The 18290-nt window shown below is 68.1% G+C and carries 16 protein-coding genes; 10 read left to right on the top strand and 6 right to left on the bottom strand.

The features are described from left to right. Position 1: 1 nt before the first annotated feature. From DIS04_RS13905 to DIS04_RS13895, 3 genes are read right to left on the bottom strand one after another with little or no spacing between them, the layout of a single operon-like run. Positions 2 to 457 carry a thioesterase family protein gene (locus DIS04_RS13905; protein WP_111414389.1) on the bottom strand — a complete coding sequence of 152 codons (456 nt, stop codon included), beginning with the start codon at positions 455 to 457 and terminating at the stop codon, positions 2 to 4. Continuing rightward, positions 457 to 1413 (bottom strand): L-carnitine dehydrogenase, encoded by a 957-nt coding sequence (locus DIS04_RS13900; protein ID WP_111414388.1) that lies wholly within the window; start codon positions 1411 to 1413, stop codon positions 457 to 459. Before DIS04_RS13900 ends, DIS04_RS13905 begins: the two co-directional genes overlap by 1 nt. After that, positions 1410 to 2330 carry a beta-keto acid cleavage family enzyme gene (locus DIS04_RS13895; RefSeq protein ID WP_111414387.1) on the bottom strand — a complete coding sequence of 307 codons (921 nt, stop codon included), beginning with the start codon at positions 2328 to 2330 and terminating at the stop codon, positions 1410 to 1412. Before DIS04_RS13895 ends, DIS04_RS13900 begins: the two co-directional genes overlap by 4 nt. Before the next feature lie 312 nt (positions 2331 to 2642). Here DIS04_RS13895 and DIS04_RS13890 point away from each other — a divergent pair, with 312 nt between their 5' ends. The 10 genes from DIS04_RS13890 (at position 2643) to moaA (ending at position 14426) form a co-directional block, all read left to right on the top strand. Then, a complete protein-coding gene (locus DIS04_RS13890) occupies positions 2643 to 6407 on the top strand; it encodes a nitrate reductase subunit alpha (protein ID WP_111414386.1) in 3765 nt (1254 codons plus the stop codon). Next, positions 6404 to 7966 carry a nitrate reductase subunit beta gene (narH, locus tag DIS04_RS13885; protein WP_111414385.1) on the top strand — a complete coding sequence of 521 codons (1563 nt, stop codon included), beginning with the start codon at positions 6404 to 6406 and terminating at the stop codon, positions 7964 to 7966. Before DIS04_RS13890 ends, narH begins: the two co-directional genes overlap by 4 nt. Then, positions 7959 to 8729 carry a nitrate reductase molybdenum cofactor assembly chaperone gene (narJ, locus tag DIS04_RS13880; RefSeq protein WP_111414384.1) on the top strand — a complete coding sequence of 257 codons (771 nt, stop codon included), beginning with the start codon at positions 7959 to 7961 and terminating at the stop codon, positions 8727 to 8729. The genes narH and narJ overlap by 8 nt, the downstream gene beginning before the upstream one ends. Before the next feature lie 12 nt (positions 8730 to 8741). Then, a complete protein-coding gene (gene narI / locus DIS04_RS13875; RefSeq protein WP_111414383.1) occupies positions 8742 to 9419 on the top strand; it encodes a respiratory nitrate reductase subunit gamma in 678 nt (225 codons plus the stop codon). Positions 9420 to 9640: 221 nt separating this feature from the next. Beyond that, positions 9641 to 10462: a peptidylprolyl isomerase gene (locus tag DIS04_RS13870; RefSeq protein WP_111414382.1), complete on the top strand. Its 822-nt coding sequence runs from the start codon at positions 9641 to 9643 to the stop codon at positions 10460 to 10462. Positions 10463 to 10476: 14 nt separating this feature from the next. After that, entirely contained in the window at positions 10477 to 11061 is a 585-nt protein-coding gene (gene moaB / locus DIS04_RS13865) for a molybdenum cofactor biosynthesis protein B (RefSeq protein ID WP_111414381.1), read from the top strand. Beyond that, positions 11058 to 12299: a molybdopterin molybdotransferase MoeA gene (locus DIS04_RS13860; RefSeq protein WP_111414380.1), complete on the top strand. Its 1242-nt coding sequence runs from the start codon at positions 11058 to 11060 to the stop codon at positions 12297 to 12299. The genes moaB and DIS04_RS13860 overlap by 4 nt, the downstream gene beginning before the upstream one ends. Then, complete coding sequence (locus DIS04_RS13855) at positions 12259 to 13002, top strand: Crp/Fnr family transcriptional regulator (protein ID WP_111414379.1); 744 nt, start codon at positions 12259 to 12261, stop codon at positions 13000 to 13002. Before DIS04_RS13860 ends, DIS04_RS13855 begins: the two co-directional genes overlap by 41 nt. Positions 13003 to 13047: 45 nt before the next feature. Further along, positions 13048 to 13443 (top strand): putative zinc-binding protein, encoded by a 396-nt coding sequence (locus DIS04_RS13850; RefSeq protein ID WP_111414378.1) that lies wholly within the window; start codon positions 13048 to 13050, stop codon positions 13441 to 13443. After that, on the top strand, positions 13440 to 14426 hold the full coding sequence (gene moaA / locus DIS04_RS13845) for a GTP 3',8-cyclase MoaA (protein WP_111414377.1): 987 nt from the start codon (positions 13440 to 13442) through the stop codon (positions 14424 to 14426). Before DIS04_RS13850 ends, moaA begins: the two co-directional genes overlap by 4 nt. A gap of 21 nt (positions 14427 to 14447) precedes the next feature. On the opposite strand, the gene hglS is transcribed toward moaA, so the two are convergent. The 3 genes from hglS to gcvA form a co-directional block, all read right to left on the bottom strand. Further along, entirely contained in the window at positions 14448 to 15809 is a 1362-nt protein-coding gene (hglS, locus tag DIS04_RS13840) for a 2-oxoadipate dioxygenase/decarboxylase HglS (protein ID WP_111414376.1), read from the bottom strand. Positions 15810 to 15895: 86 nt separating this feature from the next. After that, positions 15896 to 17143, bottom strand: coding sequence for a 2-aminoadipate transaminase (locus DIS04_RS13835; protein WP_111414375.1), 1248 nt, complete (start codon positions 17141 to 17143; stop codon positions 15896 to 15898). Positions 17144 to 17337: 194 nt separating this feature from the next. Then, positions 17338 to 18264 carry a transcriptional regulator GcvA gene (gene gcvA, locus DIS04_RS13830; protein WP_111414374.1) on the bottom strand — a complete coding sequence of 309 codons (927 nt, stop codon included), beginning with the start codon at positions 18262 to 18264 and terminating at the stop codon, positions 17338 to 17340. Between the last annotated feature and the right edge of the window lie 26 nt (positions 18265 to 18290).

The raw sequence follows: 18290 nt of genomic DNA, 5'->3' as shown, positions 1-18290 counted from the left end.
GTCAGCGTCGGATGCCGAGGGTGCGACCGGCGAGCGCCGGCCAGGCGCCGGGGGCGGCACTCGGCAGACTCGCAATCGCCTCGGCCACCGGCGCCGGGAAGGTATCGGGACGGCCACTCTCGCGATTCATGCCCATCAGCATCTGCTCGCTGGTGGCCAGCAGGTTGCCTTCGGCGTCCTGCATCTCGAAGAAGACATGCAGCCGCTTGGCGTCGCGGTCGAGCAGGGTCAGCGTGACCCGCAGCGGCTGGCCTTCGTGGGCCTCGCGGCGGTAGCAGAGATGGGTCTCCAGGGTGTAGAGCGTATAGCGGTGGCGATCGCGGCCGGCGGCGTCCAGGCCGATATGCTCCATCAGCGCCTCCACCGCCAGGGAGAAGACCCTGGCGTATTCGGCATCGTTCATATGGCCGTTGTAGTCGACCCACGCCGGGGCGACGCGGGTTTCCAGAATCTGCATCAGATGCGCCCCTCCAGGCCTTCGGCTTCCGGCCAGTATTTCTGCACCAGGCCGAGCAGTTCCACCAGGAAGTCGTCGCGGCGACGGTCGAGCTCGCTCACCGGGCGGCCGGCGGCCTGGTACTCGCAGCCTTCGACCACCTTGTCGATCAGCTCGTCGCTGAGCTCGGGGGCCTCGAGCTTGGTCCAGGGCAGCTTCAGGGCCGGGCCGAACTGCTCGAGCATATAGCGCATGCCGGCTTCGCCGCCGGCCAGGTGGAAGGTGAGGAAGGTGCCCATCAGCGACCAGCGCAGGCCGCAGCCGTAGACCACGGCGGCGTCCACCTCCTCGGTGGTGGCCACGCCGTCGTTGACCAGGTGCAGCGCCTCGCGCCACAGCGCCTCCATCAGACGGTCGGCGAGGTGCCCCTCGATCTCGCGGCGCACCACCAGCGGGCGCATCTCGAGTTCCCGGTAGAGCGTCCGGGCCGCATCGAGCTGCTCGGGCTCGGTGGCCGCGCCGCCCACCAGTTCCACCAGCGGCAGCAGGTAGACCGGGTTGAACGGGTGGGCGACGATCACCCGACCCGGGGCTCGGGTGCAGTCGCGCTGCAGGTCGCTGGGCTTGAAGCCGGACGTCGATGAACCGATCGGCACCTCGGGCGCCGCCGCGGCGTCCAGGGCGGCGAGGATCTCGCGCTTGAGCTCGAGGCGCTCGGGGACGTTCTCCTGGATCAGGGTGGCGCCTTCGACGGCGACCGCCAGGCTCTCCGCGAAGGAGAGCCGCGCGGGGCTGGCGCCCTCGGCCAGGCCCAGGCGTTCGAGGGCTGGCCAGGCGTTGTCGACGAAGGCCCGGGTGCGCGCGGGGGCATCGGGGGCCGGGTCGAAGGCCACCACCTCCCACCCTTGGGCCAGGGCGCGGGCGATCCAGCCGTTGCCGATCACTCCGGTGCCGATCACGGCGAGACGCTGACTCATGCGACACCCCCCGCAACCTTCTCCACGATGCGGCCGCTATGCGGGTCGCGCAGTCCCAGATGGGCACGGGTCTCGGCAGGCGTCATCACCCGGGCGCCGAGGTTCTCGATCAGGGTGCGGGCGCGCTCCACCAGTTGGCCGTTGGTGGCCAGCACCCCCTTCTCCAGGTAGAGGTTGTCCTCCAGGCCGACCCGGGCATGGCCGCCCAGCAGCACCGCCTGGGCCACCATGGGCATCTGCTGGCGGCCGATGCCGAAGGCCGCCCAGTTGGCGTTCGCCGGCAGCTTGTTGCGCATGGCCAGCATGGTCTCGGTATCCGCCTCGGCGCCCCAGGGAATACCCAGGCAGAGCTGGAACAGCGGGTGGTCGTCGAGCAGTCCCTCCTGCTGCAGCTGGCGGGCGAACCACACATGGCCCAGATCGAAGCACTCCAGTTCCGGCTTGACCCCGGCGGCCTGCACCAGGCGGGCATGCTCGCGCAGCCAGTCGGCGGGGTTCACATAGACCATGTCGCCGAAGTTGAGGCTGCCGCAGTCCAGGGTACACAGCTCGGGCAAGAGCTCGCCTACCGGGGCGTGTCGCTCGGCCGGGGTCTGGATGTCGGTGCCTGGGCCGCCGCGGGTGGGGTCGGCGGCATCGGGGATCCAATCGCCGCCGCCGCCGGCGGTGAGGTTGATGACGATATCGGTGTCCGCCTCGCGGATGCGCTCCACGACCTCGCGGAAGTGGTCCAGGGAGTGGCTGATGGCGCCGGTCTCGGGGTCGCGCACATGCAGGTGCGCCACGCTGGCGCCGGCCTTGGCAGCCTCGGTGGCGGCCTCGGCGATCTGCTTCGGGGTAACGGGCACATGGGGACTCTTGGCGACGGTGTCGCCGGCGCCGGTGACGGCGCAGGTCAGGATGACGTTGCGGTTCATGGCGGCTCCTCGCACGGGGGATCGATGAGGAGCAGTGTGGCGCGGCGGGAAGGAGGGGAGTTGACGCCGGGCGCCGCGGAGTTGTCGCGAGTCGCCCCTGCCAGGCGGACTAACCCCCTTTGACCGGACGGTCTATCACCTTGTGGGTAGAGGGGGTGTATATGGAGGTAACCTGGCAGTAATCCGCGGTTCGATGCTCCAGACTCCGCTTCAAGAACCTGCCCCGGCGGTCGTGTGGTACACGGCGCACGACACGGCAGGCGGGGTGGCCCGGGCGGCCACGCATCACATCAAGGAGCCTGGAGATCGACCATGAGTCACTTCTTAGATCGGCTGAATTTCTTCCGCAAGGCGCGCGAACCCTTCGCCAACGACCATGGCGAGACCCGCGAGGAGTCCCGTGGCTGGGAAGACGGCTACCGTCAGCGCTGGCAGCACGACAAGATCGTGCGCTCCACCCACGGCGTGAACTGCACCGGCTCCTGCAGCTGGAAGATCTACGTCAAGAACGGCCTGGTCACCTGGGAGACCCAGCAGACCGACTACCCGCGCACTCGCCCGGACCTGCCCAACCACGAGCCGCGGGGCTGCCCGCGCGGGGCCAGCTACTCCTGGTACATGTACAGCGCCAACCGCCTCAAGTACCCGCTGATCCGCAAGCCGCTGCTCAAGCTGTGGCGCGAGGCCAAGCAGCAGCACGGCGACCCGGTCGACGCCTGGGCTTCCATCGTTGCCGACCCGGCCAAGACCAAGCAGTACAAGCGCGCCCGCGGCATGGGCGGCTTCGTGCGTGCCGACTGGGACGAGCTCAACGAGCTGATCGCCGCCTCCAACGTCTACACCGCCAAGCAGTACGGCCCTGACCGCATCATCGGCTTCTCGCCGATTCCCGCCATGTCGATGGTCAGCTACGCCGCGGGCAGCCGCTACCTGTCGCTGATCGGCGGCGTGTGCATGAGCTTCTACGACTGGTACTGCGACCTGCCGCCGGCCAGCCCGCAGACCTGGGGCGAGCAGACCGACGTGCCCGAGTCGGCCGACTGGTACAACTCCGGCTACATCATCGCCTGGGGCTCCAACGTGCCCCAGACCCGGACCCCGGACGCCCACTTCTTCACCGAGGTGCGCTACAAGGGCACCAAGACCGTCTCGATCACGCCGGACTACGCCGAGGTCTCCAAGCTCACCGACGAGTGGCTGTCGGTCAAGCAGGGCACCGACGCCGCCCTGGGCATGGCCATGGGTCACGTGATTCTCAAGGAGTTCCACCTCGACAAGCCCAGCGCCTACTTCACCGAGTACGTGCGCAAGTATTCCGACATGCCCTTCCTGGTCGAGCTCGAAGCCCGCGAGGACGGCAGCTTCGTGCCCGGCAAGCAGCTGCGCGCCAGCGACTTCGAAGGCGCCATGGGCCAGGACAACAACCCCGAGTGGAAGACCGTGGCGTGGGACGAACTGTCCGACCGCCTGGTCGTGCCCAACGGCTCCATCGGCTTCCGCTGGGGCGAGAAAGAAGAGAACCAGGGCAAGTGGAACCTCGAGGAGCGCGAGGCCGGCGGCGCCGAGATCAAGCCCCTGCTGACCCTGGCCGAGAGTCACGACGACGTGGCCCGGGTGGCGTTCCCCTACTTCGGCGGCATCGCCCACGAGCACTTCGACCACGTGGCCGGCAACGAGCTGCTGTTCCACAGCCTGCCCGCCAAGCGCCTGAAGAAGGCCGACGGCACTGACATTCTCGCCGTCACCGTGTTCGACCTGATGTGTGCCAACTACGGCATCGATCGCGGCTTCGGCAAAGAGGGCGAAGACGACGGCGCCACCTCCTACGACCAGATCCGCCCCTATACCCCGGGCTGGCAGGAGAAGATCACCGGCGTACCCGCCGAGCAGGTCGCCCGCATCGCCCGCGAGTTCGCCGACAACGCCGACAAGACCCGGGGTCGCTCCATGGTCATCGTGGGTGCCGCGATGAACCACTGGTACCACATGGACATGAACTACCGCGGCCTGATCAACATGCTGGTCATGTGCGGCTGCATCGGCCAGAGCGGCGGCGGCTGGGCCCACTACGTGGGTCAGGAAAAGCTGCGCCCGCAGACCGGCTGGACCCCGCTGGCCTTCGGCCTCGACTGGCAGCGCCCGCCGCGCCACATGAACTCCACCTCGTTCTTCTACAACCACTCCTCCCAGTGGCGCTACGAGAAGCTCGAGGTCAAGGAGATCCTCTCGCCGCTGGCCAACCCGGCCGACTACAGCGGCAGCCTGATCGACTTCAACGTGCGCTCCGAGCGCATGGGCTGGCTGCCCTCCGCACCACAGCTCGGCACCAACCCGCTGCGCCTGGCCGAAAAGGCCAAGGCCGCCGGCCTGTCGACCAAGGACTATGCCGTACAGCAGCTCAAGAGCGGCGAGCTGGCGTTCGCCGCCGAGGACCCGGACAACGAGCAGAACTTCCCGCGCAACCTCTTCGTGTGGCGCTCCAACCTGCTGGGCAGCTCGGGCAAGGGCCACGAGTACATGCTCAAGTACCTGCTGGGCACCCGTCACGGCATCCAGGGCAAGGACCTGGGCGAGATCGGCGGCGTCAAGCCGGAAGAGGTGAAGTGGCATGACGAGGCACCGGAAGGCAAGCTCGACCTGGTGGTCACCCTTGACTTCCGCATGTCCTCGACCTGCCTCTACTCCGACGTGGTGCTGCCGACGGCCACCTGGTACGAGAAGAACGACCTCAACACCTCGGACATGCACCCCTTCATCCACCCGCTGACCGCGGCCACCGACCCGGCGTGGGAGTCGCGCAGCGACTGGGACATCTACAAGGGCATCGCCAAGGCGTTCTCCGAGGTGTGCATCGGCCATCTGGGCGAGGAGACCGACCTGGTCACCCTGCCGCACCAGCACGACTCCCCGGCCGAGCTGGCCCAGCCCGAAGTGAAGGACTGGAAGAAGGGCGAGTGCGAGCCGATCCCCGGCAAGACCATGCCGGCGCTGATCGAGGTCAAGCGCAACTATCCCGAAACCTATGAGCGCTTCACCTCCGTGGGCCCGCTGCTCGAGACCATCGGCAACGGCGGCAAGGGCATCGCCTGGAACACCGAATCCGAGGTCGAGCTGCTCGGCAAGCTCAACTACCGCAAGAGCGAAGGCCCCGCCAAGGGCCGGCCGAAGATCGAGAGCGCGATCGACGCCGCCGAGATGATCCTGACCCTGGCGCCGGAGACCAACGGCAACGTGGCGGTCAAGGCGTGGGGCGCGCTGTCCAAGATCACCGGACGCGACCACACCCACCTGGCCACGCCCAAGCACGAGGAGAAGATCCGCTTCCGCGACATCGTCGCCCAGCCGCGCAAGATCATCTCGAGCCCGACCTGGTCCGGCCTGGAGGACGAGCACGTCTCCTACAACGCCGGCTACACCAACGTCCACGAGCTGATTCCGTGGCGCACCGTGAGCGGCCGCCAGCAGTTCTACCAGGATCACCCCTGGATGCGCGCCTTCGGCGAGAGCCTGCTGACCTACCGTCCGCCGATCAACACCAAGACCATCACCGGCTTCCAGCTGCCGGAGGACAACGGCAACCCGACCAAGGCGCTGAACTGGATCACCCCGCACCAGAAGTGGGGCATCCACTCCACCTACAGCGACAACCTGCTGATGCTGACGCTCAACCGCGGCGGCCCGGTGGTGTGGATGTCGGAGACCGACGCCCAGGAGATCGGCATCGAGGACAACGACTGGATCGAGCTGTTCAACGCCAACGGCGCGATCACGGCGCGGGCCATCGTCAGCCAGCGGGTCAAGGCCGGCATGGTGATGATGTACCACGCCCAGGAGCGCCAGGTGAACGTGCCCGGTTCCGAGGTCACCAAGACCCGCGGCGGCATGCACAACTCCGTGACCCGGGTGTGCCCCAAGCCGACCCACATGATCGGCGGCTACGCGCAGCTCTCATACAGCTTCAACTACTACGGCACCGTTGGCTCCAACCGCGATGAATTCGTCCTCATCCGCAAGATGAAGAACGTCGACTGGCTGGATGGCGAAGGCAACGACAGCGTTCAGGAGACCGTGAAATGAAGATTCGTTCACAGGTAGGCATGGTCCTCAACCTCGACAAGTGCATCGGGTGCCACACCTGCTCGGTCACCTGCAAGAACGTCTGGACCAGCCGCGAAGGCATGGAGTACGCCTGGTTCAACAACGTCGAGACCAAGCCGGGCATCGGCTATCCCAAGGAGTGGGAGAACCAGGACAAGTGGAAGGGCGGCTGGATGCGTCGCCGCGACGGCAAGATCGAACCGCGCATCGGCGGCAAGTGGCGGGTGCTGGCGAACATCTTCGCCAACCCCGACCTGCCCGAGATCGACGACTACTACGAGCCGTTCGACTTCGACTACCAGCACCTGCACACCGCCAAGCAGGGCGACCACCAGCCGGTGGCGCGCCCCCGCTCGCTGGTCTCCGGCGAGCGCATGAAGAAGATCGAGTGGGGCCCGAACTGGGAGGAGATCCTCGGTACCGAGTTCGCCAAGCGCCGCCGCGACAAGAACTTCGAACAGGTGCAGGCCGACATCTACGGCCAGTTCGAGAACACCTTCATGATGTACCTGCCGCGCCTGTGCGAGCACTGCCTCAACCCGGCGTGCGTCGCCTCGTGCCCGTCCGGCGCGATCTACAAGCGCGAGGAGGACGGCATCGTCCTGATCGACCAGGACAAGTGCCGCGGCTGGCGGATGTGCATCTCCGGCTGCCCGTACAAGAAGATCTACTACAACTGGAAGACCGGCAAGTCCGAGAAGTGCATCTTCTGCTACCCGCGCATCGAGGCGGGCATGCCGACGGTGTGTTCCGAGACCTGCGTGGGCCGCATCCGCTACCTCGGCGTGCTGCTCTACGACGCCGACCGCATCGAGGAGGTGGCAAGCTCGCCGGACGTGCGCGACCTCTACCACCGCCAGTGCGAGATCTTCCTCGACCCGCACGATCCCGAGGTGATCGCCCAGGCCAAGCGCGACGGCATCGCCGACAACGTGATCGCCGCGGCCCAGGCCTCGCCGGTCTACAAGATGGCCATGGACTGGGGGCTGGCGCTGCCGCTGCACCCCGAGTACCGCACCCTGCCGATGGTCTGGTACGTGCCGCCGCTGTCGCCGATCCAGACCGCGGCCGAGGCCGGCAAGGTCGAGTACGACGGCGTGCTGCCCAAGATCGAGTCGCTGCGCATCCCGGTGCGCTACCTCGCCAACATGCTGACGGCCGGTGAAGAAGAGCCGGTGGTGCTGGCGCTCAAGCGGCTGATGGCGATGCGTGTGTTCATGCGCAACAGGCATGTCGAAGGCAAGCACGATACCGAGGTGCTCGACGCCGTCGGCCTCAGCGAGGCCCAGGTGGAGGAGATGTACCGCTACCTCGCCATTGCCAACTACGAGGACCGCTTCGTGGTGCCCACCAGCCACCGCGAGATGGCCACCGAGGCCTTCCCCGAGCGCGGCGGCTGCGGCTTCAGCTTCGGCGACGGTTGCCACGGCGAGAGCAAGCCGAGCCTGTTCAACGGGCGCAAGCAGACCAGCGCACTGGTCAAGCCGGTCGACCTCTTCGACCCGAAGGCAGGCACCAAGGAGACTCACCATGGCTGAGGCAGCCCTGCACATCGAACCCGTCGTTGGCATGCGCAGCCTGCGCGTGCTGGCCCGGCTGCTCGACTATCCCACCGCGGCGCTGCAGCAGGCCGCGGGCGACCTGATCGAGGCGCTCGACGCCGAGCGCCGCCTGCCGGCAGCGCTGCGCGCCGACCTGATGAGCTGGTGCCAGCGCATTGCGGACGGTGACCTGCTCGAGCTGCAGTCCGAGTACGTGGCGCTGTTCGACAAGGGGCGCGCCCACTCGCTGCTGCTATTCGAGCACGTGCACGGCGAATCCCGCGACCGCGGCCAGGCCATGGTCGACCTGATCGACGAGTACACGGCCGCCGGCTTCGAACTCGACGCCCGCGAACTGCCCGACTACCTGCCGCTGTTCCTGGAGTATCTCTCCACCCGCAGCGACGAGGAGATCGGCCGCTGGCTGGGCGAGATTCGCCACATCCTGGCGCTGCTCACCGCGCGCCTGGAAGAGCGCGGCGCCGACCACGCCCTGGTCACCCGTGCGCTGCTGGCGCTGATCGGCGCCGAGGAGGACGTCGAGGCGCAGCGCGAGGCGGTGGTCGGCGAGACGCGCGACGACACCCCGGAGGCGCTGGATGCGGTGTGGGAGGAGGAGGCGGTGCGCTTCTCCGCCAAGTCCGACGAAGACTGCGCGCTGCAGTCCGCCGAGGGCCGTCGCCTGGCCGAGCGCAAGCGGGCCATCCAGGGCGAGGCGGTACGCATCCTCGACCCCGTCGATGCCGCCAAGAAACGTTAACGGAGACCTGTCATGAACTACATCAACTCCTTGCTCTTCGGGCTCTACCCCTACCTCGCCGGCAGCGTCTTCCTGATCGGCAGCCTGATGCGCTACGACCATGGCCAGTACACCTGGAAGACCGGCTCGAGCCAGATGCTGTCGTCGAAGAACATGCGCCTGGCCAGCAACCTGTTCCATGTCGGCATCATCGTCATCTTCTTCGGCCACCTGGTCGGCCTGCTGACCCCGCACTGGCTCTACGGCCCGTTCATCAGTGCCGGCACCAAGCAGGTGCTGGCGGTGGTGGTCGGCGGCATCGCCGGCGTGATGTGCCTGGTGGGCGGCGCCATGCTGTTCCATCGCCGCCTCACCAACCCGCGCGTGCGCGCCTCCTCCAGCACCATGGATACCGTGATCATCGGCCTGCTGGTGCTGCAGGTGGCGCTGGGGCTGCTCACCATCCTGCCCACCCTGGGCCACCTGGACGGCAGCGCGATGCTGCAGTTCTCCGGCTGGGCGCAGTCCATCGTCTACTTCCAGGGCGGCGCCGCCGCGTACCTGGAGGGCGTGAGCTGGATTTACAAGCTGCACATCCTGGTGGGCCTGACGATCGTGCTGGTGTTCCCCTTCACCCGTCTGGTTCACGTCTGGAGCGCGCCGATGGGCTACGTGACACGGCGCTACCAGATCGTGCGTCGTCGGGCTTGAAGTAAAGGCTGGCTGCGCTCGCTCAGCTTCGCAGTCTCGGTGCCACCCGTGAGGGGCGCCGGGGGCAGGCCGAAGAGGAGGTCTTTTTCCAGGGATGGAAAAAGTAGCGCCCAGGGATGGGTTCACAGCGCCTCATCGACGGTCCGGCGCCCCGGGGCCTGCCGACGGAACAGCCCCGAGCTTGTACAGCCGCTTATGTCATGTATTAGAGGATCAGCACCATGCAAATGATCGAGATCGCACAGCTGCCGGGCCGCTACGCGCCGCCGCCCGTCAAGGTCGGGGACAAGGCGATCGACGAAGAGAGCATCGCCCGCGAGATGCAGTACCACCCGGCGGCGACCGCCGACGAGGCGCAGCTTTCGGCCGCCCGCGCCCTGGTGGTGCGCGAGCTGCTGCGCCAGCGCGCCGTCGAACTCGGTCTGCTGAGCGCCGATTCCTGTGACGAAGGCGACAACGATACCGCCATCGCCGCCCTGCTGGAGCAGGAGCTGGACGTGCCGGATCCCGAGGAGGAGGCCTGCCGCCGCTATTTCGACGCCGAGCCCGAGCGCTTCAGCGCGCCGACCCGCATTGCCGTTCGGCATATCCTGCTGGCCGCCGCGCCCGACGACGCCGAGGCACGCGATGCCCAGTACCGCCTGGGCGAGACGCTGCTCGAAGAGTTGCAGCGCATTCCCGAGCGCTTCACCGAGTTCGCCATGCGCCACTCCGCCTGCCCGTCGAAGAGCGAAGGCGGCGAGCTGGGCTGGCTGGCCGCGGGGCAGACCGTGGCCGAGCTCGACCGCGCCCTGCAGCACCTGCCCCAAGGGCTGCACGAGCGCCCGCTGGCCTCGCGCTACGGCTGGCACCTGGTCAGCATCGACGAGCGCCAAGGCGGCCAGCGCCTGCCCTTCGAGCAGGTCGCCGAGCGCGTGCGCCACACCCTGCGCGAGCAGGCCACTCGCCGCGCCCTGCGCCACTACCTGCTGGCGCTGGAAGAAGAGATCGGTGTCGAAGGCATTGAGTTGGATGACGATGCCGCCGGCAACCTGATGCAATAAATAGGAGCCCACGCATGTCCCACGTTCACGCCAACGCCCGCTTCGTGCCGCTCGGCATCAGTGTGCTGACCGTTTCCGACACCCGCGGCTTCGACCGCGACGGCAGCGGCGACCTGCTCAGCGAGCGCCTCTCCGAGGCCGGCCACGCGCTGGTCGAGCGGCGCATCGTGCCCGACGACATCTACCGCATCCGCGCGGTGGTCTCGAAGTGGGTGGTGCGCGACGACATCCAGGTCGTCCTGGTCAACGGCGGTACCGGCTTCACCCTGCGCGACACCACCCCCGAGGCGCTCGCGCCGCTGTTCGATCGCGCCATCGACGGCTACGGCGAGCTGTTCCGCCAGCTCTCCTTCGACAGCATCGGCACCTCCACCGTGCAGTCGCGGGCGGTGGGCGGGGTGGCCAACCGCACCCTGATCTTCGCCATGCCGGGCTCGCCCAAGGCGTGCGCCACGGCCTGGGATGGCATCCTCGAGAGCCAGCTCGACGCGCGCACCCGGCCGTGCAACTTCGTCGCCATGGTCCTGCCCGAGCAGCAGGCCTGCGCTTCACGAGAATCCCAGGCAATGCGTGATCGCGGTCAAGGAGTGGGGGCATGAGCTGTGGCACCCTGGCCAAGGGTCTGCTCGACCTGGAGGTGGCCCGGGCGCGCATGATCGCCGCCGCCGAGCCGGTCCAGGGCGAGGAGCGTGTGGCGCTCGAGCAGGCTGCCGGCCGGGTGCTGGCATGCGACCTGGCGGCGCGGCTCGACATGCCCGGTATCGACAACAGTGCGATGGACGGCTACGCCCTGCGCGTGGCGGAACTGAGCGAGGCCGGCCTGCCGGTGCTGCTCAGGGTGCCGGCGGGGGCCGGCGTCGCAGCGCTGCCCGAGGGCGGCTGCGCGCGCATCTTCACCGGCGCGCCGGTACCCGCGGGCGCCGACTGCGTGGTGCCCCAGGAGCGGGTTCGCCTCGACGAGGCCGGACGGGTGCATGTGGCAGGCGACGCCAGGCTAGGCGCCAACATCCGCCGCCGCGGCGAGGAGTATCGCGAGGGCGATACGCTGCTGACCGCGGGCTGGACGCTGGACGCCGCGGCCTTGGCGCTTCTGGCGAGCCAGGGCATCGCCGAGGTGAAGGTACTGCCGCGCCTCAAGGTGGCGCTGATCTCCACCGGCGACGAGCTGATCGAGCCGGGTGAGCGATTCGCCCCCGGGCGGGTCTTCAACAGCAACCGGGTGATGCTCAAGGCGCTGCTGGAGCAGGCCGATTGCGACCTGCTGGATCTCGGCATCGTCGCCGATGACCCCCGGGCCCTGCGGGAGGCGTTCACCGCCGCCCGCGACGCGGCCGACCTGGTGGTCTGCACCGGTGGGGTCTCGGTCGGCGAGGAGGACCACGTCAGGCCGGTGCTGGATGAGCTCGGCGGGCTCTGGTTCCATGGCGTGGCGATCAAGCCGGGCAAGCCGTTCGCCTTCGGCTACCTGGACGACGGCTCGCCCGAGGGCGTGCCCTTGATCGGGCTGCCGGGCAACCCCGTGGCCTCGTTGGTGGGCTGGCACCTGCTGGCCAGGCCTTTCGTGCAGGGCTGCCAGGGGCGCAGCGTCGGGCCGCTGCAGCAGTATCGCGTGCGCGCCGGCTTCTCGCGGCGGGCCAGCCAGGGGCGGCGTGAGCTGCTCCGAGTCACCCTCGACTGGCAGCACGAGGGACCGGTCGCCCTGCTCGCCGGCGGACAGGGCTCCCACATGCTGCATGCCGCCAGCCAGGCGCACGGCTATCTGATGATGGCCGCCGATACCGACGTGGAGGAAGGTCATGAATACCTCTATCTACCCGCCGGACAGTTCGTCGACTGACTTGCTGTTCAAGCCCAAGCAGCTCCGCGAGCTGGTTCAGGGCGTGCCCTGGCTGGGCGAACTGAACGACGGCGAGGTCACCGAGCTGCTCGAGGACACCGAGCTCAAGACGCTCAAGACCCGCGAATGGCTGTTCCGCCAGGATGCGCCGGCGCACTGGCTCTACATCGTCATCAACGGCGCGGTGCGTCTGGCGCGCAGCGCCGGCGACGGTCGCCTGGCCACCATCCGCTGCGTCGAGCGTGGCGGCACCCTGGGTGAGCTGAGCATGGTCTCCAGCGCCGGCGTCTACCTCTACTCCGCCGAGGCGCTGCGGCGTACCCACGTGCTGGCGATTCCGGCCAGGCGCTGCCGCGAGGTCATGGATCGCCAGCCCGCCTGCCGTGCCGAATTCATGAGCCGCCTGGCGCTGGAGCTCACCGAGCGTCTCGAGGACCTGGCACTGCTGACCCAGGCCGACGCCATGTCGCGGCTGGTCAGCTACATCCTGCGCCAGCTGCCGGCGGGGCGCAGCCGGAATCCGCGGGTGGTGCGCCTGTCGATTCCCAAGCGCTGGCTCGCCGCCCAGCTGGCGATGACGCCGGAGACCCTGTCGCGGCTGTTGGCCAAACTGCGCGACGGCGGCGTGATCGGCATCGATCGCCAGCGCCTGACGGTACTCGACGAACAGAAGCTGCGCGACGCCATGCTGGCCGACGACTGACGCCGCCGGCCGCCAGGGCGGCGTGCTGACACAATGGGAGGCTAGATGTCCCGAACCAAGCAGAAGCCGAGAACCCTGGTCTACTCCTGCTCCGGCTGCTCCGACGTGGCGCAGCTGGCCAACGACGTCGCCGTGCGACTCGACCACAGCGGTGTGGCCGAAATGTCGTGCATCGCCGGCGTCGGCGGCGGCGTGCCCGGGCTGGTGCGCACCGCACGTTCCGGGCGTCCCATCGTCGCCATCGACGGCTGCCAGATGCACTGCGTCACCCACTGCCTGGCCAACGCCGGGGTGAGTGCCACCGAACACGTCAAGCTCTACGAGCAGGGCTTTCGCAAGCGCCGCGGGCAGCGCTACGACGACGCAGCCGTCCAGGAAGTGACCGAGCAGGTCGGCGAGCTGATCGCCCGGCTGCCGATGGGCGCCGAGGAGAACGCATGAGCCTGATCGACGGCTTCGGCCGCTCCGTGCGCTACGTTCGCCTGTCGGTCACCGACCGCTGCGACTTCCGCTGCGTCTACTGCATGGCCGAGGAGATGACCTTCCTGCCCCGCGCCCGGCTGCTCACCCTGGAAGAGATCGCCACGCTGTCGCGCGCCTTCGTCGAGCTGGGCGTCGAGAAGATCCGCCTCACCGGCGGCGAGCCGCTGGTGCGGCGCGGCATCGCCGAGCTGGTGGCCGAACTCGGCGCGCTGCCGGGACTGCGCGACTTCGGCATGACCACCAACGGCGCCGGGCTCGCCAAGCATGCCCGCGCCCTCTACCGGGGCGGGCTCAAGCGGCTCAACGTCAGCCTCGACTCGCTCGACCCCGCGCGCTTCCGCGCCCTGACCCGTACCGGCGACCTGGCCAAGGTCATCGACGGCATCCGTGCCGCTCGCGAGGCGGGCTTCGAGCGCATCAAGCTCAACGCGGTGATCCTCAAGGGGCGCAACGACGACGAGATCCTCGACCTGGTCGACTTCGCCCGCAAGGAACAGGTGGATATCAGCTTTATCGAGGAGATGCCGCTGGGCCAGAACATGAGCCACGACCGCGGCGAGACCTTCTGCGGAAGCGATACGGTGCGCGCCGCCATCGAGGCGCGCCACGCGCTGCTGCCCACTACCGAGACTACCCTGGGGCCATCGCGCTATTTTCGGATGATTGACTCGGACATCCGGGTCGGCTTTATCTCGCCCCACAGCCACAACTTCTGCGCCGCCTGCAATCGCGTACGCGTCACCGCCGAGGGCCGCCTGCTGCTGTGCCTGGGCAACGAGCACTCGGTCGACCTGCGCGCGGTGATGCGCCGCCACCCCGGCGACCTCGAGCGGCTCAAGGCCGCCATCGTCGCCGCCATGCAGAAGAAGCCCGAGCGTCACCACTTCACTACCGATGGCGACGTGCAGGTGGTGCGCTTCATGAACATGACCGGGGGGTAGAAGACAGGCCGCCCGGCAGTTTCATTGCCCCAGGGCGGCCAGCACGCTCTCCCGCGATTTCCGCTCACGCGTGGCGTAGAGCGCCAGCTCGTCGATGATGGGAACCCCAAGCGCCTCCTCGAGGGTCGCGCGGCTGGCATTGCCGGCATAGGCCTGGCGCTCGCCGCCACCCAGGTTGGACTGGAAGATGCCCGCGGCGCTGACCGGCAGGAAATCCTCGTAGGTGATCGGACGGGCTTCCACCAGGCCGCGCTCGATCAATGCCTCGAGGTCGATGTCGGCCATCGCCGCTGCTGCCTTGCCTGCCTCGGTAAGGCGGTACTCGAAGAACGCCAGCCCGCGGCGGCGCAGTTCGCCCTCGTCGTCGGGAAAGGCCGCGAAGACCTCCGCCAGGACCTGCTGGTGCTGCCCGTTATCGCGCCCCTGCGTGCGCGTGCGGGATCTGCTCAGCAGGCGGTCATAGAGGGCGCGCCCCTCGGCGGTCAGCGCCACGCCGCGTTGCTCGATCTCGCCGAAGCGGGCTGTGTGCGTGCCCTGGTCGCGACCGGCGAAGCGGATGGGCTCCTCGAGTGCCTTGAAGCTGGTCTGGCGCAGCAGGATCGGGCAGTCCCGCCGGGGCGGCCCTTCGATCACCGTCTTGGGGGCGATGCCCACTTCGGGCATGCGCCGCTGGACCTCGTCGATGTCCAGGGTTCGCGGCGTCAGGTGGTTGATGTGCGGCCCCCGGAAGCACACCACATCGGCGATCAGGCGATGCTCGGCGTGCAGCGCCTCGTAGGTGGCGAGATCGACGGTGGCGTCCTGGTGCCAGCGAAAGGTCTCCAGCGCTTCGGTCACGAAGCGTTCGACTTCCGTTTCCGTGAGGCCGCCCTGCAGCTCGAAGCGCTCGACCAGTTCGCGCAGCGCCGGGGTAAAGATATCGCGCGCGGCGAGCAGCGCCGCGGCGCGCTCGCGCAGGGCCGCGTCGTCGATCAGCTCCAGGCGCAGCAGCGAGGTGAAGAGGCGGAAGGGGTTGCGTGCGAGCGCCGTGTCGTCGATGGGCCGGAAGGCGGTGGCGTGCACCGGGACACCGGCCACGGAGAGGTCGTAGTAGCCCACCGGATGCATGCCCATCACGGCGAACAGGCGACGCAGCATGGTCATTTCCCTGGCGCTGCCCACGCGGATGGCGCCGTGCCGTTCGACCCCGAGGCGCTCGTGCTCGTCGTATTCGGAGAGGCGCTGCGCCAGGGCCGGGTCGCGTTCCAGCGTCTCTCGGTTCACCTGGTCGACCAGCTCGAGCAGCGTACCGTACTGGGGGACTTCGGCCTGGTACATGTCCGACATGGCGCGGGAGAAGCGGTCGCGAATGACGTCGGCCGAGGGGTAGTGCGGGTGGGGCATGTGTCAATCCTGTTGCTGAGTTGCGGGGTTCGATGCGGCGAAGGAAAAAACCACCTATGGTAAACCAGCTCGGCGGCCGACAGGGATCACGGCGTCAGCGTCTCCAGCGCCCGCTCGAGCCGCGCCAGGCCCTCTCCCATCACCTCGGGCTCGATGGTCAGCGGCGCCAGCAGGCGCAGCACGTTGCGCCGGCGGCCGCTGGGCATGAGCAGGACACCCGCCTCCCGCGCGGCGGCAATCAGCGCCGCGAGATGGTCGCTGCCGCTGGCATGGACGGTGTCGTTGAAGACCATGCCGCGCATGCAGCCCAGCCCGGTCAGTTGGCCGACCATCGGGAAGCGTTCACGTAAGCGGGTGTGGGCCTCGACGATGGCCGCCTCCTGTCTTGCCCCCAGCCGCTGCAGGCTAGCCTCGTCCATCTGGTTCATTACCGCCAGGGCCGCCGCGCAGGCCACCGGGTTGCCCGAATAGGTACCGCCCAGGCCGCCCTTGGGCGGGGCATCCATGAGCTCGGCCCTGCCCGCCACCGCCGCCAGCGGCAGCCCCGCCGCCATGCTCTTGCCCATCAGCAGCAGGTCGGGCTCGACGCCGAGATGGGCGAAGGCGAAGCGTCGCCCGGTGCGGCCGAAGCCGGACTGGATCTCGTCGAGGATCAGCACGATGCCATGAGCGTCGCACAGCGACCGCAGCCGTTTGGCGAAGTCGCTGCGCAGCCGGCGAAAGCCGCCCTCGCCCTGCACCGGCTCGACGATGATGGCGGCCACCTCGTCGGCGGGCATCTCGACCTCGAACAGGCGCTCGAGCGCGGCCATGGCGTGGTCCGTCTCGACGCCGCCGTCGGGGCTGGGGAAGGGCAGGTGATGTACCGGGCCCGGCAGGGTACCGAGCCGCTCCTTGTAGGGCCTGACCTTGCCGTTGAGGTTCAGCGCCGCCAGCGTGCGGCCGTGAAAACCGTCGTCGAAGGCGATGACCGCCTGGCGCCCGGTGGCGGCCCGGGCCACCTTGAGGGCATTCTCGGTGGCCTCGGCGCCGCTGTTGGTCAGCATGCAGGCGAGGGGATAGGAGACCGGCACGAACGCATCCAGCGCCCTGGCCACCTCGAGATAGCCGCGATGCGGCAGGGCGTTGAAGGCGGAGTGCATGAGCCGATCGACCTGCGCCTTGACCGCTTCGACCACCGCGGGATGGCCGTGGCCCAGGTTGAGTACGCCGATACCACCGATGAAGTCGACGTAGTGCCTGCCTTGTTCGTCCCAGACTTCGGCGTTGCGTCCCCGCTCGATGCAGAGCGGATGAACGATGTTCAGCGAGGCACTGATGTGCGCGAGATCCATGTCACGACCCTTACGTTCTTCATCCGAGGAGTGCCCAGGCATCTAAGCAGAGGCGAGTGACACGGCTCAAACGAAAAAAAGGGGCGAACCCATTCCGAAAAGTGGCGTAGGGCATTACTGGTAGCGGAAGAATCGCTTTGCCTTCCGGCCTCATGACCTTTAATCATCAACTTCGGGCTTCGCTGCTGGCACGATCAAGCTTCCGCCTGTCCTGCCACACTCGGCGCGGGGGAGGGGTCGATGCGTTCGAGAATCCAGTCGATGAAGCCTTTCACCTTGGCCAGCTCGGCCTTGTACTCGGGGTAGGCCAGGTAATAGGCGTCACGACTGGTCAGCGAGAACGGCCAGGGAATCACCAGCTGACCTGCCGCCAGCTCTTCCTCGGCCAGGAAGCGTGGCACCAGCGCCACGCCACAGCCCGCCCTGGCGGCACGCAGCGTCATCGAGTAGGTGTCGAAGCGGGGGCCATGGTAGCTGTGCTCGGTATAGAGGCCCTGGGCGGCGAACCAGTCGTGCCAGGCTTCGGGCCGGGTGGTGCTCTGCAGCAGTACCAGCCGGGTCAGGGCCAAGGGGTCGTCGATCCCCCCGGGCGGCAGCATCGAGGGCGAACAGACCGCCACGACCTCCTCGTCGAGCAGCTTGATGCACTCGGCCTTCGGCCAGGCGCCGTGGCCAAAGAAGAAGGCCACGTCGACGCGCTCCTCCTCGAGATCGAAGGGCTCCACGCGGTTGCTGATGTTGAGGTAGACATCGGGATGCCGGAAGCGAAAGCCGTTGAGCCGTGGGATCAGCCAGCGGGCGCCGAAGGTGGGCAGGGTGGTGATGTGGAGTACCTCGCTGTGGCCACCGTAGGACTGCATGTAGCGGGTGGACATCTCGACCTGGGCGAGGATCTTGCGCACCTCGGTCAGGTACAAAGAGCCTTCGGGCGTAAGCTGAAGGCGCTTGCGCACACGCCGGAACAACGGATGCTCGAGCACCGATTCGAGCTGGGCGACCTGCTTGCTGACGGCGCTCTGGGTCAGGCTCAGCTCCTCGGCGGCACGCGTGAAGCTGAGGTGGCGTGCGGCAGCCTCGAAGCACTGCATGGCGGTCAGGGTGGGCAGGTGGCGGCGGTTCATCGCGGGGCCTTGAAGAAAAAATGGAA

Source organism: Billgrantia lactosivorans (genome assembly GCF_003254665.1).
Classification (GTDB): Bacteria; Pseudomonadota; Gammaproteobacteria; order Pseudomonadales; family Halomonadaceae; genus Halomonas; species Halomonas lactosivorans.
This window is presented reverse-complemented; position numbering and strand designations above follow the sequence as displayed.